A 16,985-nucleotide genomic window follows, 5' to 3' on the forward strand; every position below is an offset into this window, starting at 1 on the left:
GGTTATCGTTACATAGAAAGGCTGTCCCAGACACATCCTAAGACAGAGACTGCACTTAGAAGGGAGATTTACAGATGATGGATGAGAAGAAAGCTCCGCTCGACGGACGCACGGCAGGTGTCCACCCGATCCCGGAAGGCGAATCCAGTCCGGCGGATGGCCAATCCGAAACAGACAAGCTGGATGAGATCGTAGGCGCTGTAATGGGGAATGACCCGGAGGTAGCGGCTCCCGGCCTTGAAGCTGACCCCGATCAAGAGAAGGACCGCAAGAATCCATAGCTTCACGGCAGGGCTGTACACAGACTGGGGCGGATAAGAGTATCTCTTATCCGCCCCAGTTATATTATATATGCTGATCCCCTTTATTCCTCCAGTTCCTCGCCACACCCCGCACTCAGCGCTTCGCGGTAGAATAACGAGCCGATGGCAATGTCGAACGCAGCCATGCCCATGGGATTGAACATCACCGCTTCATGTGCCGGGAACTTCGCCAGCCCGTTGCTGCAGACGACGTCAACTATGGATACAGTGTCTTCCTTCTTCAGACCTCTATGTGTAGACATGTGTTCAATATCCGTATTGGCCCGGCAGACTTCATCCCAGTCATCCACAACAATTGCAGAGGTATAATCGAGAATATCCGGCGTGAAATCGCGGAGAGATACGTTCAGCAGCAGACTCCGCTCTCTGGGCTTTCGGTTGATGTAGCCGGAGCTGGAGATCGTGCAGGTAAGGAACAGATTTGCCCCTTCGTAGGCTTCTTCCCAGGAACCAACACACTGCACCCTCGCATTCAATCCATCAGGGATATGCTGCAGGACATCAGGGTTCTGGTCAAAAATCCGGAGCCCGCCCAGCCGGTCCCCCAGAAGCTGAGTCAGCATCGACAGATGCAGTTGCCCGATCGGCCCGAAGCCGACCATGCCTGCAATGATCTTATCTGTCCAAGGGTGCACCTTCTCATATTCCTGAATCATCAGGCCGCTGACCGAAGCGGTTCGGATGCCGGAGATCAGCGGACTGTTGATCATAGCCAGAGGCTTCCCGCTCCCGGAATCATTCAGTATCGTAACCGAATGGGCACGGGGAATCTGCCGGGCATGGTTGCCCGGAAAGCTGGCAATCCACTTGATGCCCGCCATACCGATCTCTCCGCCCACATAGGCAGGCATGGCAATAATCCGGCTGCTGGGATCTTGCTCGAATAGCAGGTAGGGCTTGATCGGCTGGGAGAATTCATGCGCTGCCATCACATGAACTGTTCTCCGTATCGTCTCAATACAGAGGTTCCAGGGAAGATCCAGATGCTCCAGATGTTCAGTGTTCAAATATAACATAGTCGTCCAGCCTCCTCAGCTTATTGGTTTCGCTTTGATGTGCAAACCGATACGCTCCTCTATATCGCTGCATTTCTGCTTAGCCTGCTCTGCATCGTCCCCTCCGGCAATCACCCGCCCAATCCAGTCAAAATTAGACCGCGGATAGGATATTTCACGTCCGGGAGTAACAAAGTTCGCTCTCAGAATATCTGTCCTTTCCTCTAATTCCTGCAGCCCGGTAACTTCGAGCAGCCAGCCGTCAACCGGTGAACAGAATTCCCGTGAGGCAGCTCCGCGTGATTCACTCGGCGTCAAGTCCGGCATCTCCCCCATGTGCATACGCAGCACTTCCCGGGCCAGGTCAATACCCGTTGCATATTTAATCATTTCCGGGACAGGCCCGCCCACCATCCGGGGATTGAATTCAATAATCTTGGGTCCTTGCGGAGTCAGGGCAACCTCCGTATGCGTCGGGCCAAAATCAACCCCAAGCGCACGCAGTCCTTGCCGGACTATCTCCACTACCTCTGCCTCATTGCTCAATTGGACCGGAAAGCTGGCGCCAGTCTCTACAAAATAGGGAAAGCCGATCAGCCGGCGGTCTGTAATGCCGATCAGGTGATTCTCCCCTTGATAAGTGACCATCTCGACACTGACTAAAGGCCCGGCTGCGTATTCCTCTATGAGCACATCTGCGCTTCCATAGAGATTCCGCCCGTAATCCCGGTTGTTCAGATAACTGTCATAGGCCTGCCGCAGCTCTGGCTCATTATTCACGAAGACCACCCCCATACTCATGGCCCCGTCACATGGCTTAAAGATGCAGGGATAACCGATAGCCTGCGCATGTCTGAGCGCTTCCTCCATGCTGGCTGCCAGCAGCGAAGCAGGAACCGGAACACCGTGCTGAATACAGATTTCCCGCGATTTATATTTATTCCGGGCATTCTTGGCAGCCTGCGGATGCAGAGCCGGCACTCCAATGGCATAAGCAGCAGCAGTTGCCTGAGACACATAGAACTCTGCAAAAGACATGACACCCATCAGCGGATAGACCTCATGATAAGCGGTGACAAACTCAACGACCGCTGCTTCATTGAAGGTATCCACCTGATGGATGTGATCTACCAGATGCAGGGGGTGAGTGTCCAGCGGCCGGCCCTTCAGGTAATGCTGGATATTCTGGGTCAGCAAAGTGACTGTATATCCCATCTCCTTGCAGGCCTGGATTCCTGCGATAGACTCATTGCTCTCAACTAACAACAGGTGCTTCATCTGTGTCCTCCTTGTATGCAGGCAGAATGTGTACTTCTCTCTCCAGATACCGCAGCAGCCCGGACAGTCTGGACTGTAATGACGCCGAGTCCTCACCAACGATAATGACGGTCATCACGGCATCCACACTGGAATGGGCGGCATCCAGCCGCTCCCCTTCCCTGACACGGGGAACATATTCTGTCACCCACTCAAAGGGCAGGCTCTGCGGAAGTGCCTTGACCGTTCCCGGGCGTCTCGGCATCAGATATACTCCCGCTACTCCCGGCGGGCTTCCAGCCGGCAGCTTCAGCGGCAGGCCGCATACCCCCCGCACCCACTCCCGGTTCAGATTCACATCATACATGGCGCTGATGGACTCGCTGATCCGTCCGCCTGCAGTCCGGCTGGCAATCTCGCAGAAGATCCATTCATCCTCCGGGGTATGGAACATCTCGCAGTGAAAGGTGGAGACGCCCGGCGAAGGCAGAATCTCTATCACTTGCTGAACGATTTGAACCAGCTGCTGATAGACGGCGCTGCCGGGACTTAACAATTCTACGAAGCATTCCTTGTGGAGAATCTCCAGCGGCGGGCAGGAATATTTCCCTACCGAAGCAAAACGGATCTCCTGGCCCATCATCAGCCCGTCAATCTCATACATTTCCCCCTCAACATAAGCTTCGGCCATCAAGCCGCTGCCGAGGCCGCGTTCCCATACTTCGTTCAATTGCCGGGGGTTCCGTATAATCTCCGTATTCATCGAGCCCATGCCATCATACGGTTTAATGACAACCGGCAAGCCCTGCTCCTGCACGAAATCGATTAAGTCAAGCGGCGACGCCAGCCGGCGGAATGCCGGACAGGACAGTTGCGTGCTTACCAGACTTTTCATAACCACTTTATCCCTGTAAGCAACGGCACTTTCCAGTCGCTGCCCCGGCAGGCCTAGCCGTTCGCGCAGCCGGGCTGCACGAATCAGATCGCTCTCGTCGAGCGCGATAATTAGGCGGTATGGATGCTCCTGATGCAATCGCAACGCCTCGATCTCCACCCGGTCATTGGTGACCCAATGCTCGAACACCCGTATGATGGCATAGGGCTCCGTTGTCTCACCATATCCCGGTGAAGTGTACAGGAAGATTTCTTCATCCAGATCCTCCAGCCAGCTCAGATATGGCGCGAAAGCCCGCCTTCTCTGATTCAGAATCAATATCGCCATACTTTCCCTTCCTCCTTGTGATGAACCGATGACCGCGTTAACATTAGGTAGAATAAAAGCGATAGCCCTGCCAGACAGGCTAACGATAACCAGAAGTATGACAGCTGTCCGTACGAGCTCCACATATGTATGAATTGCAGTCCGGTATATACACCGATGCCTTCTCCAAGTGCGGTTGACAAGCCAATGACACTGAAGTAAGTGATGCGCAGCTCCGGGTGGGCAGCAGTGGACACGAACGCATCTATGGTAGGGATGAATAACATCTCTGCCAGGGTGAACAGGGCGACAAATGTATAATAGCCCGCAATTGAACCTGAGAATGCATTGATCAGGAACGAAACGCCGAATAGCAGAAAAGCCAGCATTAGCCGGTATCCCTCGCGTTCCCCTGACAAAGCGGTATTCATCCAGCGTCCGACAGGAATCTGAAATAGGACCACAAGGATTCCGTTCAGCATCAGCAGACTCCCCAGCTTCTCCGGTGCATTAGAATAAGTGCCGATAACATAGGGAAACGAATTGAACAATTGGGTGAAGAAGAAGCAGCCGATGGTGTTGAACAACAGCATTTTACGGAAGCTCCGGTCCTGCAAAACCGTCTGATAACCCCTCCAGAAGCTTACCGGACTCCGGTCCTGGTCGAGCAGACTGCAGCCTGGCGGAAAAATGCTGAGCAGGATAGCGCCCAGAATATAAAAGCCTCCAACAAAAGACATAGTGTAGCTCTTCAGAGAACCGGCCAGCAGAAAAGAGCCGATTAAAGGCCCGGCAATAGCTGCACCATTCGTATACATATTGGAATTGGCAAAGTAGAACAGCGAGTTGCCGTCCTTACTCCCTACAAAGGATAAAGAAGCCTTGGAGGATAAGCCCCTGACCGAGTACCCGATTCCCGCAATCATCAACTGTATCGTAATCCATACCGGCGACTCCCAGACATCTACCATAGCAATAGAGGCTCCTGTTAAATAGCAGCCAAATACCATACATTTGAACGGGTCCAGGTTATCCAGCAACGGGCCGGTCAGGAATCTTGCGCTGCGGTAGGAGACTGTGAAGATCATGGTGACTACAGCGGTAACCGACAGCGGCAAGCCTTTGACCTGAGACAGATAGATGGTCAGCACAGCCGTCATGGCATAGAAGCCAAGGTGGGTAACCAGGGTGTTAAGGCAGATGGCAAAAACCGGACGGGGCACCTTTAGCTTCCGGAACAAGCTCAAGCCCTCCCTTCTTTGCAGCCTGCTTCTCATTCTGTGCCTGTCTGAAGGCGTCCAAATCGTCGGTAAGCCGTCCAAGTAATTCTTCCGGCGAATGCCGGCCCAGCGCCCCGCACACTTTGGCCGGCTGACTGCACAGATAACAGCGGCGCGAAGGAGCGCCCAGCTCTCTTCTGCCCACTGCTTGCCCTGACGGGGTGTATACATCCATGTCCCAATAAGCGCTAAGCGGGTGCTTTTGTTCGAGTGACAGACACAATTGCTTCAATGCTGCCGCCTCCGCACCGGCCTGCAGATAAGCAACCGGACCAATCATCAGGTCCATGCTCTCCAGAGCAAGCACCGGATACGCTGCTGAAGCCAGCGCCTCCTCCAGAGCCTTCATACAGAAGCCGAATAACTCATAAGCAGCAGGCAGCCTTTTATCCGGCCCTGGAATATTCATCGTGAGCTGCAGCAGCGCGCCTGCTGCCGGATACCTGGTCTGTCTCCGCTCACAGAGCCGCTGCCGGTCATGAAGAATAGCTGATGCGGTGTAGGAATTCGCCATTCTCTCTCCTCCCTTGCTTCTCATTCCACAGGTAGAGCGTATAGGTCATGGCCAGCAGATCCGCAGAACCGCCGGGAGATAAGGACCGCAGCCGGAAATCCTCCTCCATAGTGCGGATGCAGGCTCTGCCCTCAGCGGTGAACAGGCTTCCCCGGGCCAATGCCTCAAGTGCACACGACTGGGTATAGTGAATCCGCGCCCTGTCGAATTCACGGTTCAGCAGCGTGGTATCCTGAGCCACAGACATCAGCGAGAGCAGGCAGTGAACCAGTGCGGTCCGCAGATCCGCTCCCTGGTCAAGCGCTTCCCGGAAGGACGGCAGCCCCGTGTTAAGGATGGACGGGAAGCCGTCGATAACCTCACCCCGTATGCCTCTGACCCCCCACTCCCTGTAGGCACGTGCGCCTGTGCTTATACACTGGGACTGCTCCAGAATAGCGGCCAATTGTGCCTGAAGCGGACGCTCAGCTATGCTTCTGGCCAACCGGCAGATCTCTTCAGGGGCTGCTTCAACAGACTGCCCCCGGCTGGCCATTCCCGCAGCCGCACATAGAATCATCCCGAGAAAGATTGTTCCTTTATGGGTATTCACTCCCCCGGTCGCTGTGAGCATATCAGCCTCAGCCCGTTGCCCGGTTCGCTGCAGCCGCTGGAACAAATCTTCCAGGCGGTTACTGCCGCCGGATGCTTCCATGCCGAAGAGCGCCGCTTCCCGGTAATAGGGCTGAATGCGCAGAGCGCTTCTGAGGAAGGTATAAATATCCATATCCCGGTGGCAGCCTGTGCTGACCGCCGAGACCAGTCCCGGCGAGGGCCAGCTCACTGCCTCCGATAGAAGACTATAGGTCATTGCTTCGGCAATCTGCGCTGCAGCGTCCTGCTCCGAAGCGGTCATCTAACGCTCTCCGGGATCGCTGCAGGCCAGTTCTCACTCTGCAGGCCATACTGCTGGAGGAAGCTCCAGACCACCCGCTCCAGACCCAGCCCGATACAGCCCGACCATGTTTCGCTGTGGTCCTTAAGCCCGAAATTAAAGGTCTTGGCAAAAAAATCACCATGCGTATCATAAGAAGCAATGGAAATGGTATCGTTCTTGTACGGTATATCCGCCCGGACCTCATATTTGACATGCTTAGGCACTTTGAAATTCTGCTTCACCTTGCCCGGGAGGAAGAACGGATCATTCGCCAGGGCACATTGCCCCTTCAAGCCTACGGTCTCCATCCATTCAACGGTCCATTGCAGCGTGAGATCGCGCATCCGGGTAACATAGTCAGGCGTGCCCAGGAAGACGAATTCCCGCATCGTGAAATTCAGCAGCCGTTCCAGCAGGTAGACGCGTTTGCCCTCATTGCGGAAGGACTGGCCTTTGAGCACGAACGCGGTGTTGTCCTCAAGCTCACGGTCCTCCATTTCCATATAGACTTTATAGCAAGGCGCGGATTGCAGAAGATAGGGCGGCGTCTCCAGATACGGGCCGGAGTCCTGCGGAAGCTTGCCGTTATTGGCGGAGACATCCTCCGCGAAGGATCTCATTTTGGCCTGGTCATGGCTGAGATGGGTAGCCAGCAGCAGGTGCATCGGCGCACTGTGGAAGTAATTCATCTTCTCGGCGAAGGCGGCAGGCAACAAGACCGAATACTGCCGTTCCCGGCACCGGCCAATCTTCCCGCCGACATACTCCACATAACTCCGGTCAAAATGCTCCAGCAGGCGGATGATCGGACGATGGTACGCCAGCTCCTGATTCTTCAATAAAGTCAGCCATCCCTGCTCCAGCAGGTCATCCGAGATATTCAGATGATTGGCCGGCGTGCAGCAGGAGCACAGCTGCTCCAGCGGGGGCTCATGCAGCTCCACCACATTCAGCGCAGGCTCCAGCACTTCTGCGGATAATGCGGATGCCTCATCATGCTGCGGGGTGAACCGCTCCAGGAACATAGCAACCTCCCGCTCAATCTGCTCCCTGGGATAAGACGACAGATAAGTGACACTGATCCGCTTCCCATGAATCGGGTCGACCTGAACCTTATGGGCGGATACATGCTGAAGAAACATATGGGTAAAGACCGGAATCTGCAGCTTGTTAAGCGACACCGGCTCAGGCAATTCCAATCGGTATGTTGTGAACATAACAGCCTCCTACGCTATTGAAGTTCCGTAAATCTCTTGGACAAGGGCGACCTGGTCAGGGTGGATGACAGAGCGTCCCGTAAAGCCATACTCTCTGGACAGCAGACAATCCTGGCGGAATCCCTCCATATCACGGAAGGCCATGTATGTGGTGTCGAAGCATTGCAGACCCTTGCTGCGGCAGTATTCCCCGAGCTGCTGCTTGGCCTGCCGGACCTCACGGACCGGGTCCGGCAGCCCCTTGGCTACACAGTCATTGTAGTAATCCGTCCCCCCGAAGGTGAACGCATGGATGTTGGCACTTGCCTCGTGAATACTGGCAATATTGGCAATCGCTTCGCGGCACTCGATCATCACTTCGTAGACAGGAGAATAGTCCAAGCTACGCGCCTGAATGATATCCTGTACCTTGCGCTCCACCAGCCGCAAATCCTCCGCCGATTTGACCATAGGCACCCTGATACGTCCGGGCCGCTGCGGCACGATCTCTTCCAGATCCTGCTCCCAATAGGGCGTATGCACACTGTTGATGCGGACGATCAGCGTATGCTCCGAATCCGCGAAGGCTTGCAGCGCATGCTTAACTACATACCGTGCTTCAAGCTTCTTATCCTCCGGTGTTCCGTCTTCCAGGCACAATATAATATTCATAGGATAGAAGGTCATGGCGTACTCTATGTAATTCGGTTTGTATCCCGGAACATAGAAGTAGACGAGCTGTCCGGCCGTCTGATTCATCCCGCAACCTCCTCCCGCTCCAGGGCAGCATTCAGCATGCTTCTCAAAGCTTCGCAGCGGCTGCGGACCACCCATTCATTGGCTCCATTGAACCAGATCTGCGGGGACAGATCCGCCAAGCCATACTCCTTCAGAATCGGGGCGACATACTCATAGACTAGGCGGTCCGTAAGCTCCGGCACCATATTCATGCACTGCATTGCAGCGTGACCTTCTTCGATTACAATCTTGATATCGCTTGATTCAATTGATCCGGCACTGATATTCACTAAGAACCGACCTCCAAGGAATAATGTAAAGCCTCTAATAGAAAATAGTCGCCCCAGATCTGTGATTCTCCCGGGGCTTGAACGACGTGCAGGGGAGTACTTGCGTGCACAAGCAATCCCTCATGCCCGGAACTGGAGGGGATATATTCCGCAGAGCTCAGCGTCTGAAGCACTCTCTCTGCCGCGTTGCAGAACTGCTTCCGTAAAGGATCGTCAGAGTCTAAGGCCCCGGCAAATTGAAACCAGGCCGAGCAGGCAATAGCAGCAGCGGAAGCATCCCGCATAACGGTCTCCTCCGGGGACAGCATCAGATCCCAGGGCGGAACCCCGTCAGAGCAGACACGGGATAAATAGAAGCCGGAGAGCTTCTCAGCCTGAATCCTCCATTTCTCTTCACGGGTCCATACATATAGCTGAACGGTTCCATAGAGTGCCCACGCATGGCCTCTGGCCCATACCGATTCGGCACCGAATTTAGCATTCTTGTTGAAGGGCTGCTCCGGTGCTCCGGTAGCAGGGTTCATTCTTCTGTATTCATAAGTGAAGCCGTCCTCGCGCACCAGCGCAGCACAGGTGATCCGCGCGGATTCTATGGCGGCGGCGCGGTAGCATTCCCTTCCGGTTACACGGCTGGCCCATAGCCACAACTGGATATTCATCATACTGTCAACGCCCGCGTAACACTTGCCCTCAGGCAGCCAGCTGCATTCCAGATATCCGCCCGGCAGACGGGAATCAAAGAGCTGGTCGGCCGCTTCAAGGGCAATCGTCTTGTATTCTTCCATCCCGGTCAGATCGTACCCAAGCGCATATGAATAATAGAACAGGAAGCCAATATCCTGATAATCCCCTTGCGTCTTGTATGGCTCAATCTTGCCGATCCAACGCCTGGCCTCTTTGGTATAGAGAGAATCCCCTGTCAACTGGCCGAGCCGGAAGAGGAGTCCGATGAAAAAACCGGAAGACCATTTATCCTCCAGCATATAGGCTCCGTTATTTGTGACATAAGGAAACCTGATTTCCCCGGAGGACGGGAGAGAAGCAAGCTTGTCAAGCTGCCTCCGGGTCTGCCTGACGGCACGATCAATCACCTCATTACGTATGGAAACAGTAATGTGTAGCACCCCCGATCATATTTTCACCGCGCTCTTCTCCAGCTCAATGCCGTTCTTCTCCAGCCATTCATCCGAGAATATCGTATTATAGTACCGGTCGCCCCGGTCAGGCAGAATCGCCAGCACCTTCTCCGCAGCGGGCAGACGCCGCGCAAGCTTAAGAGCTGCGAACACTGCCGCGCCTGCGGAGCCGCCGACCAGCAGCCCCTCTTCGTTCACCAGTCTGCGCGCAGTGGAGAAGGCTTCGGCATCCGAGACATGCGTAATCTCATCATATAATTCTCTCCGCATATTGCCGGGGACGACCGCCGAACCAATACCAATCTGGTATCTGACCCCCGCCGGCATTCCGAAGGTAACTGAGCCTACAGCATCTACAGCCATTATCTTAATTCCCGGAATATGCTCCTTCAGACCCAGGCTGCATCCGGTAATCAGACCACAGGTACCTGCCGGTATTACCGCCCAATGAAGCTTCTCTCCGAACGCTTCATAGATTTCCTGTGCGGTGGTCCGCCTGTGGGCCTCAGGATTATTGGGGTTATTATACTGGTTCGGCCAGAATGCCCCGAGCTGTCCGACCAGAGCCTGAACCTTGTCCAGGCGGGCTCTCAGATAGTTGCCATGCTCATCGGCCTGATCAACCATCACCGTCTCCGCCCCGTAAGCCTGGATAATGCTGAGGTTAACCGGGCTGATTTTGGGATCGACCACACAGATCAGCCTGTACCCTTTCTGACGGGCTACCAGAGCCAGTCCAATCGCCAGATTGCCGGATGATGATTCTACAATCGTGCCGCCGGGTCTCAGCTGTCCCGCTGCTTCGGCCTGGCTGATCAGGTACAGCGCCGTACGGTCCTTCATGCTGCCTCCCGGATTCAGTCCTTCCAGCTTGATGAATACCTGTGCCCCATGCGGCTCCGGAAGAGAGTTGAGTTTCACAATCGGCGTATCTCCGATCAATTGCAGCACATTGTCATAGATCAAACCCTCCACCTCCAAAGGTAAATTTTTATAGAATTTTCTATAAAAAGTAAAATAAACACATGAGCATCATACTCTCATTTTCTATTAAATGTAAATATATTAAAAAATTTTATCAGTTTGATTTAAAATTTCTATAAAAATTCATAGGTTTGCAACCACAACATCAAGCAATTATGATTAACCTCATAATGTTTATTGCCCCAGGAGGTAGTATAGTGTCCAAAACGATCTTAGTGGTAGACGATGATGAAGAAATTGTGAAGCTCATCAGCAAGACGCTGAGGTACGAGCAATTCGGTGTAATTACAGCCAGTTCGGGGAGGGAAGCTTTATCTGCGGTGGAGGGTCACCCTATTGATTTCGTTGTTCTCGATATCGTCATGCCTGATATGAGCGGACTGGATGTCTGCCGGACGATCCGGTCGTCTTATAATGTTCCGATTATGTTGTTAAGCGCGCGCGATCAGGACATTGATAAAATTGTCGGTCTGGAAATCGGCGCAGATGATTATATGACTAAGCCGTTCAGCATTCTGGAGCTGGCCTCCCGGATCAAGGCTCATTTCCGCAAGGTGGACAGGCTGCACAAAGAGTGGGGCGAGCTTAGTCCCGCCAAAGCAAAGGCCGATGCTCCGCTCATTTTAAATGATAAAACGTATGAAGCCTTCCTGTACGGCGGGAAGCTCGACTTATCCGCGAAGGAATTTCAAATTCTGTCTGTCCTGATGCGCCACCCCAACCAGGTACTCAGCCGGGAGCAGATCTATGAGAACGTCTGGGGAGACGAATACGGCGAGATCAATACCGTAACGGTTCATATTAAGAATATCCGCAAGAAGCTGGGCCCTGACCACAATTTCATCAAAACCATTTGGGGCATAGGCTATAAATACACGGAAAGAGAGCAATAGGATGAAACTGAAAATAAAGCTTCCCCTGTTATTCCTGCTGATGCTGCTAATTCTGATGTTCTCGATTGGTTTCTATTTAAAATTTGTCTTTACCGTATATTCCCCGATACGTACCACTTTGCTGGACTCACCCTATGTAGTATTACTGCTGCCCATCTTCGTCATCGCCGGCAGCATATTTTCCATTCTGATCCTCTATATTCATTATTATATTGAGAAGCCTATCCGGCGGCTGAATGCCCGGCTGGAGGAAGTCAATGTGGTCCATCCCCTGCCTCCGCTGGCTGTGAAGCGTAAGGACGAGATTGGAGAGCTGTATAAGCACTTCAATAAAATGGAGCATCGGCTTCAGCTCGCCCACAGAGAACAAACCGATATGATTGCTGCCATCGCCCACGATTTGAAGACACCTCTAACTTCGATTAACGGCTTCACTGAGCTGCTGGCTACCCATGAAGACTTACCTGAAGCTGAGAAGCAGGAATATTATGAATTGATTCAGCGCAAGTCCGCCTATATGGTGGAACTCCTCAATGATTTCTCCAGCTTCACCAAAGAAAAATCGGAGCTCGAATCCATGACCGCTAAGCCTGTAAAGGCGACAGAGCTGTTTGCCGACATTGCTTTTGAATATGAGTATGAGCTGGCGGGACTTGATATTGAACTGGTTTGCCGCCATTCCTTCACGGACAGCATATGGCTGACGGTGAAGGAACCGATGCTCCGCCGGGTGTTCGGCAATCTCTTCAGCAATGCCGTAAGATATGGCGGGAAGCCGGATCTGAAGGTGTATATGACCGGGTACCTGCGGGAGCATCATGCCTATTTTCAGATTGAGGATAATGGCATTGGTGTGCCGGATCAGGATATGTCCTCGCTGTTCCTTAAGTTTTTCACGGTGGACCCGTCGCGGCAGAGCCGCAAGGGCGGACTCGGGCTGGGGCTGGCCAGCTGTAAATCGATTATTGAGCACCATGGGGGCGAGATTACGGCCTTCTCCTCCGAGTATGGCGGTCTGGGAATCAGATTCAGCCTGCCTTTATAGTTTTTTATATTCTCTTCAGATTTGTTTATTTTTCCTTTAATGATGCTTCATGTTTGGATGTGACAATAAGTTGTAGCAGGATACAACAATCACTGGAACCAAGCAGGAGGTCGGAGGAAGAATGAGTATTCTATCCAAGAAAAGAATCGGCAGCACGCCCGCGATACAAATTGACGGAGTGCACAAAAGGTTTGGCGACTATACCATATTAAACAATCTTTCGCTGGAGGTTACCCGGGGTGAGATCTTCGGATTCCTGGGACTGAACGGCGCCGGGAAGACAACGACGATCAAGATGCTGCTGGCGATGATCAAGCCTACCTCGGGCTCGCTCTATATGTTAGGGGAGAAGGTCGACGCCGGAAACTCTAAATTATGGAGCAATGTCGGGTATTTGGAGGAGGCTACCTTTTATCCGGATCTGACAGTAACGGAGAATCTGGATATCGCACGGCGGATGCAAGGAATAAAGGACCCGGATGCTGTGCATCAGGTGATCTACAAGCTGGGGCTGGATCCGCACAAAAAGAAAAAAGCAAAACATCTCTCCCTCGGAAACAAACAGCGCCTGGGACTGGCCAAAGCGATGATTCACAACCCGGAGATTCTGATCCTGGACGAGCCGATCAACGGCCTTGATCCCGCAGGCGTAGCGGAGATACGGAATATGTTATATAATCTGGCGCACAATTTCGGCATCACGGTGTTTATATCCAGCCATCTGCTAGAGGAGCTCTCGAAGGTGTCCACACGGATTGGGATTATCCACGGCGGCAAGCTGGTGCAAGAGGTCGCAATGGACAAGCTGGAGCAGTCCTTGGAGAAAAGCCTGGTCGTAAACGGCCGGAACAAGCCTGCTTTAAAGAAGGTGCTGGAGGCGCATGGCTATGACTTTGTGGATACGGCGGACGGCTCCATCAAACTCACCAATGAACATGCGGCAGATCATCCGGAACGGCTGGCTGAACTACTCGTGCAAAACAATCAGCCGCCAACGTCGCTCCGGGTAGTTACAGAGGACCTGGAAGGCTATTTTCTCCGCACCATCGGGGTTAACAGGGGGATTGTATAATGAATATTCTATCGGTGTTACATTGTGAGCTTCGCAAGATTATCCGCTCGAATGTATTCTGGATCATGTTCCTAGTGCTAGGCTTCGGACCCATCATGATGGGCGTCGGAAATGTATTATCCAGTGACGCCGGCGGTGTCACCTGGGAAGCGTATTTGAACGGATTGCTGGAGACACTTGCCCCGCTGGGAGTGATCGGATACACCTTTGTGGCCGCATGGGTATTCGGACGGGAATTTTCGGACCGGACCATCAAGGATTTACTGGCCAAGCCCATTTCCCGGGCGAAAATTGTATTGTCCAAGTTCCTGGTTATTTTAGCATGGTGCGTCTTGCTGTCCATCTATATGTTTGCCATTGGTCTTGCCGTAGGAGCTATTCTCGGTGTTGCAGGCGGGTCCGCCGCGTTCATTTGGAGCTTGTTCCTTAAGTACCTCATTACCTCGCTGCTGTTCATTTTGGTGACCGCACCAAGCGTTCTGTTGGCTAATGTGACCAAGGGCTACCTGGCACCCCTGGGGCTCATCCTGATCATTGTCATTCTGTCCAATGTGCTCAGCTCCTTCGGATTTGCACCCTACTTCCCATGGACGATCCCGTCGGTATTTCTAAGCACCGGTTCGCTGCAGCTGAGCAGTATCATCATTGTTGCCTATACCGGAATTATCGGAATCGCCGGAACCTTCGCCTGGTGGAGATATGCGGAGCAGCCATAAGGGGACCGTACCGGAGCGTCTCAATTTATATGAAGAAACATCTGCTGAAGAGCAGGTGTTTTTTTGTATCATTCCTCATCACCTGCGGCGCTCTTCATCGCCTCCTGTTCCCGGTAAGCCGAAGGAGTCAGCCCGTATTTTTTTTTGAACAGGGTCGAGAAGTAAGTAATATTGTAGATCCCGACCGCTTCGCTGATCTTAGCAGCCGTGTCAGGGGTAGCAGCAAGCAGCTCCTTCGCTTTGTCCAGCCGGGTGTTGTTCAGGTATACACTGAAGGATTGCCCGGTCGCTCCTTTGAACAGCTTGCCCAGATAGCTGGGGGATAAGCCTGCGATTTTGGACACCAGATCGAGGGAGATATTAGGCTCGGCATAATGCTCATGAACATAATTCTGCACTTTTTCAATGAGACTATTATGCTTCTTGGCATTCATCCAGTGGTTCTTGTCTTCAATTAACGTGCAGATGTTGGAGCAATAGCGGCCAAACAGGTTACGGATCTCCGTCAGATCCTCAGCGCCTTCAATTTCGGTTACCGCCTGCAGGTAGTCATTGAAATTAGAATCAGGCACATGCTGCAAATAATCAAAAGCTTTGAGCAAAGACAACATAAGCTGCGTGCTGAAGGTGATAATCTGATGAACAGATCCGCCGGATAGGGTATCGATAAACTCATCGATAGCGTCAGCGATAGGCTCCGGCTTCCCCTGCTGGACGGCCTCAATCAGCTTCTTCTCGCAGGCACTGGGATAGCTTAAGGCCGTTAACACATGGTGCCGTGTCGCTGCTGCATCCAGAATCGCTTCCTTCCCATAGATTAAGCGGTATTTCACATACTGCTGGGCTGAAGTATACGAGTACGGAATATTCCCCTTGCCGAAGGAGATATCTCCGACACCTATCGATACGGTCACCTTGAAGTAACGGCTCAGGAAGCTCTGAACATTACGCAAGGCAGGCACCAGCTCCTCCGGCAGCTGATTTTTCGTGTATTGAAGGATGGCGGCAGCTTCACTTCCTCCCATAATGAGAACATCACAGGGACCGATATGCTCCAGCAGCTCTTTGGCAATATTCCCTAGTGCGAAGCGCAGCAAGGCCTGCTGTTTCCCTTCCATCCTCTCCCCTGCCGGCTCCAGCTCATTGATCTTGAACACCAGAACACTGAAGAACGGCCCCGCAACCTCTTCGCCGATATCCTTAATAATTTCGCTGGACACCGAATTTTCAAGGGAATGACCACGAAGCAAGGAATGAAGATAATGCTCTCGAACCGTCCGGGAGGAATGGCTAATGACGAACTGCATCGATTGCTCACGTTCATGATAGGATTGGAACACCTCGTTCATCATCTTGTACTCATCTATAAGCGCCAAGCCAGATGCGGGTTTGACCGGGCTTGGCATGACCTTCTCCAGCAGCGCCGATAATGGCTTATTCATATTCGAGGTCAGCAGGATAGAGATTAACAGGCCTGCAAGTACAATACCGGCTGTAACCATCAGCGTAATGCTCCGCAGCTGGTCGATGTCAGTGATGAGCTCGGAGTACGGTGAAACGCTTACAAAATACCAGTCCAGTTCCTCTGATTTCACATAAGTGACCAGATTCTTTTCGTTTGCGATCGTTGTGGTGAAGCTGTTCTCCGGTTGGCTCTCTATTAATATCGTCCGCACATACTCCTCCCCGGATAGATCATCCAGGAACAGATTGGAATCGGTATGGGACAGCACTTTACCTTCATTATTGATCACGAAGACATTATTGGCCGCGTCCGCTTTGCCGATCTTGCGGATGGTCGTAAGAATCGACTGCTCCTCCACATTAATATAGATCAGCGGATTACCTGCGGACTGGTATGCGAAATTCGGGTACAGCAAGAAGGTCAGGAACTGTAACGGCCTGCCGTTGTTGCGGCCCGCAGCCTTCAGACTGCGCGGATTGAACTCCATATACTGCTTCGCACTGAGCGAGGTGAGCGATGCGTCGAACGGCAGTCCGGCGGTATCGATGGTCGTGCCTGTAGAAGGCCGGTGGATTCCGATGCTGTGGATATACGGGTTCAGATTGGCAATCTGTTCGATCTGCTGAAAAATATGATAATTGCTCACCTTGTTCTCCACCGTCTCATCCAGAAAGGACAGGATCTCCGGTTGAATCAGCAGCGTATTTCCGATTGTGTTGACCTGATTATAGACGACATCCGAAGCATATGTGATCTGGGATAACATCGCCCGGGAATTGCGTTCAATCTCCTTGATGGCGCTTCGGGAGAACAGAGAGAAGAGTACACTGGAGAGCAAGCTTACAGTTAGAAGCACGAGCAGGAAATATGAAATGGTGAGTTTTTGAAAGGCCTTGTATCGAACAAGCCGCTTGATGGTTGCCCGCATGCTGTATTCCTCCCCTGCTGCCCGGTATCATTTCTA

The 16,985-nt window shown here is 52.7% G+C and carries 17 protein-coding genes; 5 read left to right on the forward strand and 12 right to left on the reverse strand.

Annotation, left to right across the window (positions count from 1 at the left end; translation table 11 throughout):
• Nucleotides 1–74: 74 nt before the first annotated feature.
• Complete coding sequence (locus K1558_RS25925) at nucleotides 75–281, forward strand: hypothetical protein (protein WP_238654856.1); 207 nt, start codon at nucleotides 75–77, stop codon at nucleotides 279–281.
• 83 nt (nucleotides 282–364) lie between these two features.
• On the opposite strand, the gene K1558_RS25930 is transcribed toward K1558_RS25925, so the two are convergent.
• The 11 genes from K1558_RS25930 to sbnA all read right to left on the reverse strand — a co-directional run bounded on the left by K1558_RS25930 (nucleotide 365) and on the right by sbnA (nucleotide 10,812).
• Nucleotides 365–1,339, reverse strand: coding sequence for a 2,3-diaminopropionate biosynthesis protein SbnB (locus K1558_RS25930; RefSeq protein WP_238654857.1), 975 nt, complete (start codon nucleotides 1,337–1,339; stop codon nucleotides 365–367).
• Between the two features lie 15 nt (nucleotides 1,340–1,354).
• A complete protein-coding gene (locus K1558_RS25935) occupies nucleotides 1,355–2,596 on the reverse strand; it encodes an ATP-grasp domain-containing protein (RefSeq protein ID WP_238654858.1) in 1,242 nt (413 codons plus the stop codon).
• Nucleotides 2,574–3,797, reverse strand: a complete 1,224-nt coding sequence (locus tag K1558_RS25940; RefSeq protein WP_238654859.1) for an ATP-grasp domain-containing protein — start codon at nucleotides 3,795–3,797, stop codon at nucleotides 2,574–2,576. The genes K1558_RS25935 and K1558_RS25940 overlap by 23 nt, the downstream gene beginning before the upstream one ends.
• Nucleotides 3,785–5,017, reverse strand: coding sequence for an MFS transporter (locus tag K1558_RS25945; RefSeq protein WP_338019734.1), 1,233 nt, complete (start codon nucleotides 5,015–5,017; stop codon nucleotides 3,785–3,787). Before K1558_RS25945 ends, K1558_RS25940 begins: the two co-directional genes overlap by 13 nt.
• Nucleotides 4,968–5,570: a citrate lyase holo-[acyl-carrier protein] synthase gene (citX, locus tag K1558_RS25950; RefSeq protein WP_338019735.1), complete on the reverse strand. Its 603-nt coding sequence runs from the start codon at nucleotides 5,568–5,570 to the stop codon at nucleotides 4,968–4,970. The genes K1558_RS25945 and citX overlap by 50 nt, the downstream gene beginning before the upstream one ends.
• Nucleotides 5,533–6,465 carry a triphosphoribosyl-dephospho-CoA synthase gene (locus K1558_RS25955; protein ID WP_238654861.1) on the reverse strand — a complete coding sequence of 311 codons (933 nt, stop codon included), beginning with the start codon at nucleotides 6,463–6,465 and terminating at the stop codon, nucleotides 5,533–5,535. Before K1558_RS25955 ends, citX begins: the two co-directional genes overlap by 38 nt.
• Nucleotides 6,462–7,703 carry a hypothetical protein gene (locus K1558_RS25960; protein WP_238654862.1) on the reverse strand — a complete coding sequence of 414 codons (1,242 nt, stop codon included), beginning with the start codon at nucleotides 7,701–7,703 and terminating at the stop codon, nucleotides 6,462–6,464. Before K1558_RS25960 ends, K1558_RS25955 begins: the two co-directional genes overlap by 4 nt.
• Before the next feature lie 9 nt (nucleotides 7,704–7,712).
• A complete protein-coding gene (locus tag K1558_RS25965; RefSeq protein WP_238654863.1) occupies nucleotides 7,713–8,441 on the reverse strand; it encodes an HpcH/HpaI aldolase/citrate lyase family protein in 729 nt (242 codons plus the stop codon).
• A complete protein-coding gene (locus K1558_RS25970) occupies nucleotides 8,438–8,710 on the reverse strand; it encodes a hypothetical protein (protein WP_238654864.1) in 273 nt (90 codons plus the stop codon). The genes K1558_RS25965 and K1558_RS25970 overlap by 4 nt, the downstream gene beginning before the upstream one ends.
• Nucleotides 8,710–9,693, reverse strand: coding sequence for a glycoside hydrolase family 88 protein (locus tag K1558_RS25975; protein WP_238654865.1), 984 nt, complete (start codon nucleotides 9,691–9,693; stop codon nucleotides 8,710–8,712). The genes K1558_RS25970 and K1558_RS25975 overlap by 1 nt, the downstream gene beginning before the upstream one ends.
• Before the next feature lie 147 nt (nucleotides 9,694–9,840).
• Nucleotides 9,841–10,812, reverse strand: coding sequence for a 2,3-diaminopropionate biosynthesis protein SbnA (gene sbnA, locus K1558_RS25980; RefSeq protein WP_238654866.1), 972 nt, complete (start codon nucleotides 10,810–10,812; stop codon nucleotides 9,841–9,843).
• A gap of 215 nt (nucleotides 10,813–11,027) precedes the next feature.
• Between sbnA and K1558_RS25985 the strand changes: the two genes are divergently transcribed.
• From K1558_RS25985 to K1558_RS26000, 4 genes are all read left to right on the forward strand, one after another.
• Complete coding sequence (locus tag K1558_RS25985; RefSeq protein ID WP_238654867.1) at nucleotides 11,028–11,723, forward strand: response regulator transcription factor; 696 nt, start codon at nucleotides 11,028–11,030, stop codon at nucleotides 11,721–11,723.
• Between the two features lies 1 nt (nucleotide 11,724).
• The gene (locus K1558_RS25990; RefSeq protein WP_238654868.1) at nucleotides 11,725–12,768 is read left to right on the forward strand and encodes a HAMP domain-containing sensor histidine kinase; all 1,044 of its coding nucleotides are present in this window, start codon (nucleotides 11,725–11,727) and stop codon (nucleotides 12,766–12,768) included.
• A 121-nt stretch (nucleotides 12,769–12,889) separates the two neighbouring features.
• Nucleotides 12,890–13,840: an ABC transporter ATP-binding protein gene (locus tag K1558_RS25995; protein ID WP_238654869.1), complete on the forward strand. Its 951-nt coding sequence runs from the start codon at nucleotides 12,890–12,892 to the stop codon at nucleotides 13,838–13,840.
• Nucleotides 13,840–14,556, forward strand: a complete 717-nt coding sequence (locus K1558_RS26000; RefSeq protein WP_238654870.1) for an ABC transporter permease — start codon at nucleotides 13,840–13,842, stop codon at nucleotides 14,554–14,556. The genes K1558_RS25995 and K1558_RS26000 overlap by 1 nt, the downstream gene beginning before the upstream one ends.
• Nucleotides 14,557–14,624: 68 nt before the next feature.
• Here K1558_RS26000 and K1558_RS26005 read toward each other — a convergent pair whose 3' ends face one another.
• A complete protein-coding gene (locus K1558_RS26005; protein WP_238654871.1) occupies nucleotides 14,625–16,949 on the reverse strand; it encodes a helix-turn-helix domain-containing protein in 2,325 nt (774 codons plus the stop codon).
• Between the last annotated feature and the right edge of the window lie 36 nt (nucleotides 16,950–16,985).

Origin of the sequence: Paenibacillus piscarius (assembly GCF_022234545.1) — a bacterium.
GTDB lineage: Bacteria > Bacillota > Bacilli > Paenibacillales > Paenibacillaceae > Paenibacillus_AQ > Paenibacillus_AQ piscarius.

Coding starts and splice junctions, on each gene's coding strand:
- K1558_RS25925 (WP_238654856.1), top strand. CDS start 75: ATGATGGATGAGAAGAAAGCTCCGCTCGACGGACGCACGGCAGGTGTC.
- K1558_RS25955 (WP_238654861.1), bottom strand. CDS start 6,465: ATGACCGCTTCGGAGCAGGACGCTGCAGCGCAGATTGCCGAAGCAATG.
- K1558_RS25940 (WP_238654859.1), bottom strand. CDS start 3,797: ATGGCGATATTGATTCTGAATCAGAGAAGGCGGGCTTTCGCGCCATAT.
- K1558_RS25995 (WP_238654869.1), top strand. CDS start 12,890: ATGAGTATTCTATCCAAGAAAAGAATCGGCAGCACGCCCGCGATACAA.
- K1558_RS26005 (WP_238654871.1), bottom strand. CDS start 16,949: ATGCGGGCAACCATCAAGCGGCTTGTTCGATACAAGGCCTTTCAAAAA.
- citX (WP_338019735.1), bottom strand. CDS start 5,570: ATGGCGAATTCCTACACCGCATCAGCTATTCTTCATGACCGGCAGCGG.
- K1558_RS25990 (WP_238654868.1), top strand. CDS start 11,725: ATGAAACTGAAAATAAAGCTTCCCCTGTTATTCCTGCTGATGCTGCTA.
- K1558_RS25975 (WP_238654865.1), bottom strand. CDS start 9,693: ATGCTGGAGGATAAATGGTCTTCCGGTTTTTTCATCGGACTCCTCTTC.
- K1558_RS26000 (WP_238654870.1), top strand. CDS start 13,840: ATGAATATTCTATCGGTGTTACATTGTGAGCTTCGCAAGATTATCCGC.
- K1558_RS25930 (WP_238654857.1), bottom strand. CDS start 1,339: ATGTTATATTTGAACACTGAACATCTGGAGCATCTGGATCTTCCCTGG.
- K1558_RS25965 (WP_238654863.1), bottom strand. CDS start 8,441: ATGAATCAGACGGCCGGACAGCTCGTCTACTTCTATGTTCCGGGATAC.
- K1558_RS25935 (WP_238654858.1), bottom strand. CDS start 2,596: ATGAAGCACCTGTTGTTAGTTGAGAGCAATGAGTCTATCGCAGGAATC.
- K1558_RS25960 (WP_238654862.1), bottom strand. CDS start 7,703: ATGTTCACAACATACCGATTGGAATTGCCTGAGCCGGTGTCGCTTAAC.